The sequence below is a fragment of the Planktotalea arctica genome (assembly GCF_002105285.1).
Classification (GTDB): Bacteria; Pseudomonadota; Alphaproteobacteria; order Rhodobacterales; family Rhodobacteraceae; genus Planktotalea; species Planktotalea arctica.
In genome coordinates, this window is sequence record NZ_MUHR01000002.1 from 95,884 (window position 1) to 109,356 (window position 13,473).

The window sequence follows — 13,473 nt, forward strand, 5'->3', positions numbered from 1 at the left end:
GCGCTTTTGGCAGATTGTCGTAAAAGGTGTGCGGTGGTAATTATTTTTTACCAATTCATGAGAGGGCAAGTCGGATGGCTATCATTACCGAGATCAATGATCTGAAACGCATCTACGAGCGGCGCGTGCCGCGCATGTTTTATGATTACACGGAAAGTGGCAGTTGGACCGAGCAGACCTTTCGCGAGAACACATCCGATTTTGATCAGCTTCGCCTGCGCCAGCGCGTCGCCGTTGATATGACCGGGCGCTCGACGGCCAGCCAGATGATCGGGCAGGATGTGGCGATGCCCGTTGCGCTGGCTCCTGTCGGATTGACCGGAATGCAGCACGCGGATGGCGAAATCAAAGCGGCAAAGGCGGCTGAAGAGTTCGGAGTGCCGTTCACGTTGTCCACGATGTCGATCTGCTCGATCGAAAAGGTCGCGGAAAAGACTGACAAGCCCTTCTGGTTCCAGATGTATACGATGAAGGACCAAGACTATATTCGTCGCCTTCTGGAACGTGCGAAGGCAGCAAAATGTTCGGCTTTGGTGATTACGCTGGATCTGCAGATTCTGGGGCAACGCCATAAGGATTTGAAGAATGGACTGTCTGCACCGCCCAAATTGACCGCCAAGACGATCGCGAACCTGATGACCAAATGGACTTGGGGGCTGCAAATGCTGGCGACAAAGAACCGCGAGTTCGGCAATGTGGTCGGGCATGCCGACGGGGTGTCGGATGCCGCCAATCTGGGGGCTTGGACTGCAGAGCAGTTTGATCATTCACTGGATTGGAACAAGATCGCAAAGATTAAAGAGATGTGGGGCGGCAAGGTGATCTTGAAGGGCATCCTGGACGCGGAGGACGCCAAGATGGCGCTGAAGGTCGGCGCCGATGCGATCATCGTGTCCAACCATGGCGGGCGTCAGCTTGATGGGGCGATGAGTTCGATCAAGATGCTGCCGTCGATCCTGGAAGCGGTTGGCGATCAGATCGAAGTACATCTGGATAGTGGCATCCGCTCTGGTCAGGACGTGCTCAAGGCGCTCGCGATGGGGGCCACAGGCACCTATATCGGGCGGGCTTATATTTATGGGCTGGGCGCGATGGGGCAAAAGGGCGTTAAAACTGCGCTTGATGTGATCCATAAGGAATTGGACACCTCCATGGCGCTGTGCGGTAAGCGAAATGTCAGTGAGTTGGACAAAAGCGTGTTGATGATCCCTGAGGACTTCACGGGCAGGTGGGCCTAGGACCTTTGTGATTGGGCCGGGCCACTTTAGTAGATAGAGAAAAGGGCGCGGTTTGCACTGCGCCTTTTTGCTGCGCGCTTTAGCTGCTGATTTCAAGCATGGCGCGGCGGCGGCGCGAGACCAGTTCGCGTTTGGTTTGGCCTACACTTACTTTGAATGAGGCGGCGACAAATTCGATATGCGCGCTGGCGGCCTCTGCGGCGCGCGAAGGATCATGGGCAAAGATCGCCTCGGCGATATCGCGGTGTTGCTGGAGCAGCTTTTCTCCGCTGCCGTCCATCGCGCGCAAAAACTTGCGGTTATAAAATACGTTTTTCTGCATAAGTTCGTAGATTGAGGCCATCGTATGAATCAGCAATGAGTTGTGGCTGGCGTCCACGATGGCGGAGTGAAAGCGCACATCGGCGCTGCGCGAGGTTTCGGCATCGCCGCTCGCATGGGCCTGTTCGATGTCTTCCATGATGGCGCGCAAGATGCTCAGATCATCCTCGGTCGCGCGCTCGGCGGCGAGGGAGGCGGCGAAGCATTCCTGTTCGTGGCGAAATTCGAGGTAGTTCGAAAATGCCGTCGTATGTCGTGCGTAGAGCTCGACGAGGGCCGGTGACATGGCGGTGCCGATCAGCGGGGCGACGAACGAGCCCTCACCATGGCGCACCTGAATGAGATCACTGGCCTCTAATTGTTGGAGTGCCTCGCGCACTTTGGGGCGCGAGACCTGCATCGCTTCGGCGAGGCTACGCTCGGAGGGCAGACGCGTGCCGTCCTTGAGCACGCCCGTTACGATCATTTCCTCGACCCGCTTCACAATGGTAGCGGAAACAGATTCGTGCCCGATCGGATCGAACAGCGGTGTTGCATCAGTGTTCATGAGGATAATCCTAACAGGAAAAGCGTTAAGTGGTAAAATAAATAGTCCAAAGAAAATTACCAGATGTAGCCGGGTTTTTTCGTAGGCGGACAAGGTGGCAAGTTTTTTAACCATTTGTTTTTGAAGTGAAATGAAAAAGTTTTGAGCCAAGAATAGCTCAAAGATGCAATATAAATACCTCTTTTAGAAAGAGCTAAGTCAAGTTTGTCGCAGGCTGATTGGTTTGAAGTAAGTTGACGTTAGAGAGTGGTAAACTTTATGAACCACATCAGGCGAAGCCTTTTGCATACATCGGTATACGCTCATTGGTCGAAACATTTCGGGCCTTAATGTTCTGTGGAGGAAACATGAAAAACACACTTACATCTCTAGCCGTTGTGGCCACCATGCTGACGGCGCCTGCGGCTTTTGCGGCAGATAAAATGTTGCTGAAGACACCAATTGCATTCTCGACGGCTCTGCCCGGTTTGGGGTCGCCCATTCCACGCGTGGCAGAGCAGCTTGACCTCATGTCAGGCGGCACGCTTCGCATGAAGGTCTATGAACCCGGCAAGCTGGTTCCTCCATTCGAAATTCTCGATGCCGTGTCTTCGGGCAAGATCAACTCGGGCTATACGACGGCTGGTTACTGGGCGGGTAAAATCCCGGCTGCGCCGCTGTTCTCTGCCGTGCCTTTTGGTCCCGAAGCGGGCGAATATATGGCATGGCTTTACTACGGCAACGGCATGACGCTCTATCAGGAAATGTATGATCAGGCTGGCTACAACGTGCATGTCATGCCCTGCGCCATCATCGCTCCCGAGACATCCGGCTGGTTCGCCAAAGAGATCAACACGCCCGAGGACCTCAAGGGCCTGAAGATGCGTTTCTTCGGTCTTGGCGGCAAAGTCATGCAGAAACTCGGCGTTGCGACATCCCTGCTACCCGGCGGTGAAATCTTCCCTGCATTGGAAAAAGGCGCGATCGACGCGACTGAATTCTCCATGCCTGCGATCGACGCGCGTCTCGGCTTTCACAAGTTGGTCAAGTTCAACTATTTCCCCGGCTGGCACCAGCAGGCGACCGTATTCGAGCTGATGATCAACAAGGATGTTTGGAACGAAGCGTCCGAGCAACACAAGGCGATCATCGATAACGCGTGTAAAGCCTCCGTCACGGACAGCTACGCTGAAGGCGAAGCGATCCAGCATGCAGCCCTGATCGACAACGTTGAAAACAACGGTGTCCAGATGCGGCAGTGGTCGGACGAGATGCTCGACACATTCCGCGCGACTTGGGAAGAAGTTGCAGCAGAGGAAGCGGCTGGCGATGAGTTCTTCAACAAGGTCCTCACGGATATGAACGAATTCCGCGACGGTTACAAAATCTGGAAAGAGAATGCGTTTCTGCCGCGCAAGTAAGCGCAGCGCTCAAGCGACACCAAAGAGGGGCGGCATATTTCGCCGCCCTTTCCCAAACCGATTTTCGCACTTTTCAAAAGCTAAATCAGGGAGAGCGGACAGCGCCATTTCGCGCGTCCGTCTGTGAGGAGACACACCATGGACAGGCAAGAACAACTGGACGATCCCGTTCAGGCGTATGAGGAAATTCTGGAGCATCCGGACCGTGATACGCAAGGTCTCGCGCTTGGTCTCGACAAGACGGTCAAGACCATCGGCCATGTGGTCATGTGGGCCAATGTCGCGCTGGTCGCTGCGATCGTCAGCCAGGTGTTGCTGCGCTATCTTTTCAATCAGAACTACCCGATGCTGGATGAAATCCAGTGGCATTTCTACGGTCTCGTGACGATGATCGGCATTTCCTACGCGCTGGTCACGGATAGCCATGTGCGGGTCGATCTGCTGCACATGCAGCTCTCGCGCCGCGCGCAGCGGGTGATCGAAGTCATTGGTATTTCAGCGCTTTTGGTGCCGTTTATTTATCTGATGATCGATCAGGGCTATGATTATTTCTACGACAGTTTCCGTGTGAACGAGCGCTCATCCAGCCCGACGGGCCTGCCGATGCGCTGGGCGTTCAAGGCGGTCATTCCGCTGAGCTTTATCTTGCTGGCCATCGCGGCCGCGGCGCGCCTGATCCATGATGTGCATGCGCTTTGGGTCAATTATGAGGAAGAGCGCGAGGGCAAAGGCATTCGCCTGATCCTTTGGGCTTTGGCCGCTTTCGTGCTGGTCACCGTCGCGCTAACCTTCGTCGTCGAAACCACCGAAGAAAAGCTGGTCATCGCGATGTTCCTGACGTTCATCGCGCTCTTGTTCACGGGCTTTCCCGTTGCATGGACGCTGGCGGGCGTGGGCGTTGCCTATTGCGGTGTCGCCTATCTTTTCGACAGCGGCGTGATGAACTGGACGGGCCTTGAGGAAACTCTGACGGGCCTTGACTATCTAACGCTCGGCGCGGTGGTGAACCGTATTTATGCGACCATGTCCAATGCGGTTCTGGTGGCCTTGCCGATGTTCATCTTCATGGGGCTTATGCTTGACGAATCCGGTGTGGCCGAGCGGCTTATGACCTCGATGCAGAAACTTTTCGGCACGGTGCGCGGTGGCCTTGCGATCACGGTCACGATGATCGGTATCATCCTTGCCGCCTCGACGGGTATCATCGGTGCGTCTGTTGTTCTCTTGGGCGTTCTGTCGCTTCCCTCGATGATGGAGCAGAAATACTCGCCATCCTTGGCGGCGGGCGTCGTATCGGCCTCTGGCACGCTGGGCATTCTGATCCCGCCCTCGATCATGTTGGTGATCATGGCGGATCAAATGGCTTTGTCCGTGGGGGATTTGTTCATGGCGGCGGTGTTCCCGGGGGTTATCCTCGGCTTCCTCTACCTGACGTATATCTTCATCATTGCGCTGGTGAAACGTGATGTAGCGCCTGTGCCAGTCGGCGCGGTGCGCCCCGATTGGGCGGCTGTCAAGGATGTGGGCGTTGCGGTTCTACCGACATTGGCGCTGATCCTTGCGGTTCTCGGCTCGATTTTTGCGGGCCTCGCGACACCCACCGAAGCGTCGGGCATCGGCGCACTTGGCGCGACCTTGCTTGCGCTTGGCTATCGCAAGTTGTCGCTGCAAAAGCTGATGAACGTGTTGAAGTCGACCTTCAACACGACCGCTTATATCTTTGCGATCTTCCTTGGTGCGACGGTCTTTTCCTACGTGCTGCGTGAACTTGGCGGCGACGAGTTGATTGAACATATGATCGCCTCTACTGGCTTTGGCCCGACGGCGACGGTTCTGTTCATTCTGTTCATCGTGTTCCTCTTGGGCTTCGTGCTGGACTGGATCGAGATTTCGCTAATCGTGCTGCCGCTCATGCGCCCTATCATCAATGGTCTTGGCCTTGATATCCCGGGCTTTGGCGCGATTGACGAGCCTGCCTTGCTTTGGTTCGTGATCCTTGTGGCGGTGACCTTGCAGACCAGTTTCCTGACACCGCCTGTGGGATTTGCGCTCTTTTATCTGAAAGGCGTTTGCCCGCCTGAGATCACGTTGATGCACATCTACAAAGGTATTGTCCCCTTTGTTCTGTTGCAACTCACCGGATTGGCGATGGTTTTTGCATGGCCGCAATTGGCCACATGGTTGCCCTCGGTCGCCTATTAAGTAATCTGTACAAAAGGAGTACCCCGATGACCGATCAAGAGCTTCTCAAAGACCTGCGATCCATTGTCGGGGCGCGCCATCTTTTGACAGGTAGCAAAAAAACCGAGCGGTTCCGCAAGGGTTTCCGCTCGGGCGAGGGTGATGCGCTTTGTGTTGTGCAGCCCGCCACTGTTCTGGAGCAATGGAACGTGCTCAAGGCCTGTGTGAAGGCCGATAAAATCGTGATCATGCAAGCGGCGAATACAGGCCTGACAGAGGGGTCAACGCCCAATGGTAGCTACGATCGCGGTGTGGTTTTGATCAATACCCGCCGCATGGATCGCATTCATCTTATCAAGGACGGCGCGCAAGCGGTTTCGCTTCCCGGTGCGACGCTTTTTGCGCTGGAAAAGTTGCTGGCACCTTTGAAACGCCAACCTCATTCGGTGATTGGATCGAGCTGCATAGGTGCATCGATCATCGGCGGTGTGTGCAACAATTCCGGTGGCTCGCTGATCGAGCGGGGGCCAAGCTATACGGAACTAAGCATTTTCGCGCGCATCACAGTACAGGGCGAATTGGAGCTGGTGAACCACCTTGGCGTCGATCTGGGTGGCACTCCCGAAGATATCCTGACCCGCTTGCAAGAGGGGCGTTTCAATGATGCAGATCTGGAGCAAAGCAACAAGAAAGCGTCGGACACGGAATACGCAACCCGCGTGCGTGATGTGGAGGCGGAATCGCCTGCGCGTTTCAACGCGGACAAGCGGCGGCTTTACGAGGCGGCGGGCTGCGCTGGCAAGCTCGCGGTTTTTGCAGTGCGCCTTGATACCTACCCGATGAACGACGCTGAACAGGTGTTCTACATTGGCACCAATGATCCTGCCGATCTGACCGCGCTGCGCCGCCATATGTTGCCGAGCTTCAAGAGCCTGCCGGTGTCGGCAGAATATATGCAGCGCGAAGTGTTCGATATTACAGAGCGTTACGGCAAAGATACGGTCATGATGATCGACTGGCTTGGCACCGACAAGCTGCCGACGTTCTTTGCAATCAAGGGCGCGTTTGATGCGCGGCTCAACAAGTTTTCTCTCACGCGCGGGCTTAGCGATAAGGTGATGCAGTTTATGTCGCGTATCACGCCTCGGGTGTTGCCCAAGCGGATGACGGAATACCGCGGGCGGTTCGAGCATCACTTGGTTCTCAAGATGCGCGACGGCGGTATCGACGAGGCGCGTGGTTTCCTGAGCGATTATTTTGCAGCGCGCGAGGGCAATTTCTTTGAATGCACAGCGCGCGAGGGCAAGATTGCAGGCCTGCACCGCTTTGCAGCGGCAGGGGCGGCAATCCGCTATCAGAATATCCACAGCAACGAGGTTGAGGATATTCTCGCACTCGATATCGCGCTGAAGCGCAATGAAACCGACTGGCTAGAGCAACTGCCGGAGCATATCACCGACAAGCTGGTGCATAAGCTCTACTACGGCCATTTTATGTGCCATGTGCTGCATCAGGATTACATCGTGAAAAAGGGTGTCGACCTCAAAGCGCTGAAAGCGGAAATGCTTGCGATTCTGGATCGGCGCGGCGCAGAATATCCTGCGGAGCATAATGTGGGCCATCTTTACCCGGCCAAGCCCGATCTGGTGGATTTCTATAAATCCGTCGATCCGAGCAACAGTTTCAATCCCGGTATCGGCAAGATGTCGAAACGCAAAGACTACGCGTGAGCAGCATTGTTTAATATTGAACCAATCCGCTATGCAGTAAATGCATGGCGCTAGGCCCTTGCAAGGCTACCTCGGGTCAATCGAGCATGTTAGCAGGTGGGCATAAATAGAATTACGGGGTATTCTCAATTTTTTGAGAAGAATGCCTCAAGTTGATACGATGTAGCGCAATCGGCCAAGTTGTAGTTTGATGTTAAACGAGTTTACCGCCGCGCTGAACGAGCAAGGGAAGAGGGACGTATGACCGACCACACACAAGACATCGACCCGATTGAATCGCAAGAATGGCAGGATGCCATCTCCGATGTAATCGAACGGGACGGCGCCAATCGCGCACATTACCTGCTGGACAAGGCCGTGCAACAAGCGCGCGCCGCCGGTGCGCAACTGCCGTTTTCGGCGACGACGCCTTATCAGAATACGATCCCTGTCGATGACGAAGTTGAAATTCCCGGCGATCAGGAAATGGAATGGCGCATTCGCACCATCAACCGCTGGAACGCCATGGCGACGGTCGTGCGCCGCAACAAAGTGTCCAGCGAATATGGCGGTCACATTGCGTCCTTCGCTTCTGCTGCGGTCATGTATGATGTTGGTCTAAATCATTTCTGGCGCTCCAAATCGGCGATCCACGGCGGTGATCTGGTGTTTTTCCAAGGCCATGTGATTCCGGGCATTTACGCGCGTTCCTTCATGGAGGGACGCCTCACCGAAGAGCAGATGGAGAACTTCCGCTCTGAAGTGAACGGTAAAGGGCTTAGTTCTTATCCGCACCCATGGTTGATGCCGGATTATTGGCAGTTCCCGACAGTTTCCATGGGCCTTGGACCGCTGATGGCGATCTACCAAGCGCGCTTCATGAAATATATGCACAATCGCGGCCATATCGACATGGGCGATCGCAAGGTCTGGGTTTTCCTTGGCGACGGCGAAATGGACGAGCCGGAATCGCGCGGCGCGATCGATCTGGCGGCGCGTGAAGGTCTGGATAATCTGATCTTCGTGGTAAACTGCAACCTGCAGCGCCTTGACGGTCCGGTGCGTGGCAACTCCAAGATCGTGCAAGAACTCGAGGGCGGTTTTCGCGGTGCGGGTTGGAACGTGATCAAGCTGCTTTGGGGCAAGGGCTGGGATGCTCTGCTGGAAAAAGACACAAGCGGGCGTTTGCGCCAGCTGATGGATGAGACGGTTGACGGGGATTACCAGACCTTCAAATCCAAGGATGGCGGCTATATACGCAAGAATTTCTTTGGCAAATACCCCGAGACGGCGGCGCTTGTTGAAGATTGGACAGACGAGCAAATCTGGGCGCTGCGCCGCGGTGGCCACGAGCCTAAGAAGGTTTACACAGCCTTTAAACGCGCCACAGAGACCAAGGGTCAGCCGACGTGTCTGTTGATCAAAACGGTCAAGGGCTACGGCATGGGCACGGCGGGCGAGGGTCAGAATACCACGCATCAGCAAAAGAAAATGGCCGAGGACCAGCTTCGCGCGTTCCGGGATCGCTTCCAGATCCCGATCAGCGATGAGGACCTGCCAAAAGCACCTTTCGTGTCGCTGAATAATCAGCAAAAAGCCTATTTGCTAGAGCGCCGCAAAGAGCTTGGTGGGGAATTTCCCAAACGTGAATGGCGCGACGCTCCCAAGCTGGAAATCCCGCCGCTAAGCAAATTCGAAGCGCAGTTGAAAAGCACGGGCGATCGCGAAATTTCGACGACAATGGCCTTTGTGCGCATTCTGACGACGCTGCTGCGTGACAAGAACATGGGCAAGAACGTCGTGCCGATCGTGCCGGACGAGAGCCGCACATTCGGTATGGAGGGACTGTTCCGCTCGGTCGGTATCTATAATCCGATGGGACAAAACTACACGCCGGAAGACCGCGATCAGATGTCCTATTACAAAGAATCCACCGACGGTCAGGTGCTGCAAGAAGGCATCAACGAAGCGGGTGCGATGGCGGATTGGATTGCGGCGGCAACGTCCTATTCCAACCACGGCGTGCCGATGGTGCCCTTCTTTATCTATTATTCAATGTTTGGCTTCCAACGCATCGGTGATCTGGCCTGGGCTGCAGGCGATTCCCGTGCGCGCGGCTTCATGTTGGGTGGCACGGCGGGGCGCACCACGCTGAACGGCGAGGGTTTGCAGCACGAGGACGGGCATTCCCATATCCTTGCCAGCACGATCCCGAACTGCATTACATATGATCCCACCTTTTCGTTCGAAGTAGCGGTTCTGGTGCATCATGGCTTGCAGCGCATGTATGTGGATCAGGAAGATGTGTATTTCTACCTGACGCTGATGAATGAAAACTACAGCCATCCTGAAATGCCCATGGGCGCGGAAGAGGGGATCATCAAAGGTCTCTACCGCCTCAGCAAGACGGCGAAACCTGCGAAGAAGCATGTGAACCTGATGGGCTCCGGCACGATCCTCGTGCAGGCAATGGAAGCGGCGAAGATGCTGAAGGAAGATTTCGGTGTGACGTCTGATATCTGGTCTGCGACCAGCTTTAACGAGCTGGCCCGTGATGGTCAGGACGCAGTGCGCAACAACCGTTTGAACCCGCTTGCGGACGAGCAGGTGCCTTATGTGACGCAAGTGCTCAGCGGGGCCAAAGGCCCTGTGATTGTCGCGACCGATTACATGAAGAACTACGCCGAGCAAATCCGCGCCTTTGTGCCGCAAAACCTGGTGGTTCTAGGCACGGACGGCTATGGCCGCTCGGACAGCCGTGTGAACCTGCGCCGCTTCTTCGAGGTGGACGCGAACCACATTGCAGCCGCCGCGATGGTGCAGCTTTTCAAAGAAGGCACAGTTTCAGAGAAAGACCTGAAGTCCGCGCTTTCCAAATACGACATTGACGGCGAAAAGCCGAACCCGCGTCTGGTTTGATAGGGTAGAGGAGACAGAATATGACAATCGAAGTAACAGTCCCCGACATCGGCGATTTCACCGATATTCCCGTCGTCACCGTTTTGGTGAGCGTGGGTGATACAGTGGCGGTCGAAGACCCAATCGTTGAATTGGAGTCCGACAAGGCCACTATGGAAGTTCCGTCATCTGCGGCGGGTGTGGTCAAGGAAATCAAGGTTTCCGAGGGCGACAACGTCTCTAAGGGTAGCTTGATCCTGATCTTGGAGGGCGAGGGTGCAGCGATTGCACCTGCCGAGGCGGCAGCGCCAGCGGCGGCTCCTGTGGCAACCGCTCCAGTTGCAGCGCCTGCTCTTGCGGCTGCCGCGGTTACGGATGCGGGTTTTGGAAAAGCACATGCCAGCCCGTCCGTGCGTGCCTTCGCACGCAATCTGGACGTTGATCTGGCCAAGGTAAACGGCACGGGCCGCAAGGGCCGTATCCTGCGCGAGGATGTGACCAAAGCGTTCAAATCCACAGCAGCCCCTGTGGCCGCTGGCGGCGGCGCATCGGGCGCAATGGGCATCCCACCGATCCCTGTGATCGATTTCTCCAAGTTTGGTCCTGTCGAGGACGTGGAAATGCCCCGCATCAAGAAGCTGTCCGGCCCTGCGCTACACCGCTCGTGGCTTAACATTCCGCATGTTACGCATAATGATGAGGCGGACATCACGGACCTTGATAAGTACCGCAAGGAAATGGACACGATGGCCAAGGGCGAGGGCTACCGCGTGACGCTTTTGTCTTTCGTGATCAAGGCGTCGGTGTCCGCTCTGAAAGAGCATTGGGAATTCAATTCATCCCTGCATCCTGACGGCGACAAGCTGATCAAGAAGGACTTCTACAACATCGGTTTTGCGGCGGATACGCCTGTGGGCTTGATGGTTCCCGTGATCAAGGATGCGGACAAGAAAGGTCTTGTGCAGATTTCCAAAGAGTTGATGGAGCTTTCCGCCGCCGCGCGTGAAGGCAATCTCAAGTCCAAGGACATGCAAGGCGCAACCTTTACGATTTCGTCCCTCGGCGGCATTGGCGGCACGTCCTTCACGCCTATCGTTAACGCGCCGGAGGTTGCTATCCTTGGTTTGACACGCTCCAAAATGGCACCTGTCTGGAATGGTGAGGAGTTTATCCCGCGCCTGATGCAACCTTTGTCCTTGTCCTATGATCACCGCGCGGTCGACGGCGCTTTGGCAGCACGCTTTACCGTGACGTTGAAGAATCTGCTCGGCGATATGCGCAAGTTGATGTGGTAGGGGGGTAGCGATATGGATATTCAAGTTCCCGACATTGGTGATTTCACCGAAATTCCTGTAGTCACGGTTCTGGTTTCTGTGGGCGATACTGTCGCCGCAGAAGACCCGTTGATCGAGCTGGAGAGCGACAAAGCCACGATGGAAGTTCCTTCCCCTGCGGCGGGTGTGATCAAGGAAATCCTTGTTTCCGAGGGCGATAACGTTTCCATGGGCACAGTTATCATGCGCTTTGAAGGTGCTGGCGCTGAGGAGGCTCCGAAACGGGCAGAGAAAGCCCCTGCAGCGGCCCCGGCCCCCGCGCAAGTTGCGGCGACTGGCACGGCCAGTGGCGCTGGCGATGTGCACGGCGAAGTCGTTGTGCTGGGTTCTGGTCCAGGCGGTTACACGGCTGCGTTTCGCGCCGCAGACCTTGGCAGAAAGGTCGTTCTCATCGAGAAGGATCCCATGCTGGGCGGCGTTTGCCTCAACGTGGGCTGCATCCCGTCCAAGGCGCTTTTGCATGTGGCCAAGGTTATTACAGAAGCCGAAGACATGGGCGCGCACGGCGTGACATTCGCCAAGCCGAAGATCGATCTGGACGAGCTGCGCAGTTTCAAGGACAGCGTCGTGGGGCAACTCACGGGCGGGCTTACTGGCCTCGCCAAAGCGCGCAAGGTCACGACGGTTCAGGGCACGGGTCAATTCACTGGTCCGAACATGATCGAAGTGACGCACGAGGGAAAAACCACCACTGTCAGCTTTGATCAGTGCATCATCGCCGCCGGTTCCGAACCTGTGCATCTGCCGTTCCTGCCTCACGACGACGAGCGTGTAATCGACTCCACGGGCGCGCTGGAGCTAAAGGACATACCCAAGCGTATGCTGGTTCTGGGCGGCGGTATCATCGGTCTGGAAATGGCCTGCGTTTATGATGCGCTTGGCAGTCAGGTGACCATTGTCGAGTTGATGGACCAGATCATTCCGGGCGCGGATAAGGATATCGTCAAGCCTTTGCACAACCGTATCAAGGGGCGTTACGAGAATATTCTGCTCAAGACCAAAGTGACGGCGATGGAGGCCCAGAAGGGCGGCCTGAAAGTCACGTTCGAGGATGCGGCTGGCGAGAACAGTACCGATACGTTCGATAAGGTTCTGGTCGCGGTCGGGCGCACGCCCAATGGCAAAAAGATCAATGCTGCCGCGGCGGGCGTTGCAGTGGACGAGCGCGGCTTTATCGCGGTGGACAGTCAGCAGCGCACTGGCGTTAACCATATCTTTGCGATTGGCGATCTTGTTGGCCAACCGATGCTGGCGCACAAGGCTGTTCACGAGGGCAAAGTCGCGGCAGAGGTTTGCGCAGGTCACAAGCGTCACTTCGATGCGTCGCTGATCCCGTCCGTGGCCTATACAGATCCAGAGGTCGCCTGGTGCGGCGTGACGGAAACCGAAGCCAAAGCCAAAGGCATCAACTACGAAAAGGGTGTGTTTCCTTGGGCTGCGTCGGGCAGGGCTCTTTCGAACGGGCGCTCCGAGGGTCTGACCAAGCTCTTGTTCAACCCCGAAGACCAGCGCATCATTGGCGGCTGTATCGTGGGCACCAACGCGGGCGATCTGATCGCCGAAGTCGCGCTTGCGATCGAAATGGGCGCGGATGCTGTGGACCTTGGTCATACGATCCACCCGCATCCGACACTGTCCGAAACCGTGAATTTCGCGGCGGAAATGTTCGAGGGCACGATTACCGATCTCATGCCGCCGAAAAAGAAAAAGCATTAGATTTTTCGGTATGCTTAACTTTGGGGCCGTCCGCATTGTCATGATGCGGGCGGCCTTTTTCATTTTGGGGCAATTTGGAAACAATAAGGGTAATTGCAATCCATTGTATTGCGAGAGGAGATAGTTTCA

At 55.9% G+C, this 13,473-nt stretch carries 8 protein-coding genes; 7 read left to right on the top strand and 1 reads right to left on the bottom strand.

Annotated features, from left to right (window positions below; translation table 11 throughout):
* Window positions 1–74 precede the first annotated feature (74 nt).
* The gene (locus B9P63_RS03395; RefSeq protein ID WP_085307157.1) at window positions 75–1,238 is read left to right on the top strand and encodes an alpha-hydroxy acid oxidase; all 1,164 of its coding nucleotides are present in this window, start codon (window positions 75–77) and stop codon (window positions 1,236–1,238) included.
* Between the two features lie 79 nt (window positions 1,239–1,317).
* Here B9P63_RS03395 and B9P63_RS03400 read toward each other — a convergent pair whose 3' ends face one another.
* A complete protein-coding gene (locus tag B9P63_RS03400) occupies window positions 1,318–2,106 on the bottom strand; it encodes a FadR/GntR family transcriptional regulator (RefSeq protein ID WP_085307158.1) in 789 nt (262 codons plus the stop codon).
* A gap of 347 nt (window positions 2,107–2,453) precedes the next feature.
* On the opposite strand from B9P63_RS03400, the gene B9P63_RS03405 reads away from it, so the two are divergent.
* The 6 genes from B9P63_RS03405 to lpdA all read left to right on the top strand — a co-directional run bounded on the left by B9P63_RS03405 (window position 2,454) and on the right by lpdA (window position 13,344).
* A complete protein-coding gene (locus B9P63_RS03405; protein WP_085307159.1) occupies window positions 2,454–3,506 on the top strand; it encodes a TRAP transporter substrate-binding protein in 1,053 nt (350 codons plus the stop codon).
* 138 nt (window positions 3,507–3,644) lie between these two features.
* Window positions 3,645–5,708, top strand: coding sequence for a TRAP transporter large permease subunit (locus tag B9P63_RS03410; protein WP_085307160.1), 2,064 nt, complete (start codon window positions 3,645–3,647; stop codon window positions 5,706–5,708).
* Between the two features lie 26 nt (window positions 5,709–5,734).
* A complete protein-coding gene (dld, locus tag B9P63_RS03415; protein WP_085307161.1) occupies window positions 5,735–7,417 on the top strand; it encodes a D-lactate dehydrogenase in 1,683 nt (560 codons plus the stop codon).
* Window positions 7,418–7,657: 240 nt separating this feature from the next.
* Window positions 7,658–10,315, top strand: a complete 2,658-nt coding sequence (gene aceE / locus B9P63_RS03420; protein ID WP_085307162.1) for a pyruvate dehydrogenase (acetyl-transferring), homodimeric type — start codon at window positions 7,658–7,660, stop codon at window positions 10,313–10,315.
* A 20-nt stretch (window positions 10,316–10,335) separates the two neighbouring features.
* Window positions 10,336–11,589 carry a 2-oxo acid dehydrogenase subunit E2 gene (locus B9P63_RS03425; RefSeq protein ID WP_085307163.1) on the top strand — a complete coding sequence of 418 codons (1,254 nt, stop codon included), beginning with the start codon at window positions 10,336–10,338 and terminating at the stop codon, window positions 11,587–11,589.
* Between the two features lie 12 nt (window positions 11,590–11,601).
* Window positions 11,602–13,344, top strand: coding sequence for a dihydrolipoyl dehydrogenase (lpdA, locus tag B9P63_RS03430; protein WP_085307164.1), 1,743 nt, complete (start codon window positions 11,602–11,604; stop codon window positions 13,342–13,344).
* The last annotated feature ends 129 nt before the right edge of the window (window positions 13,345–13,473 follow it).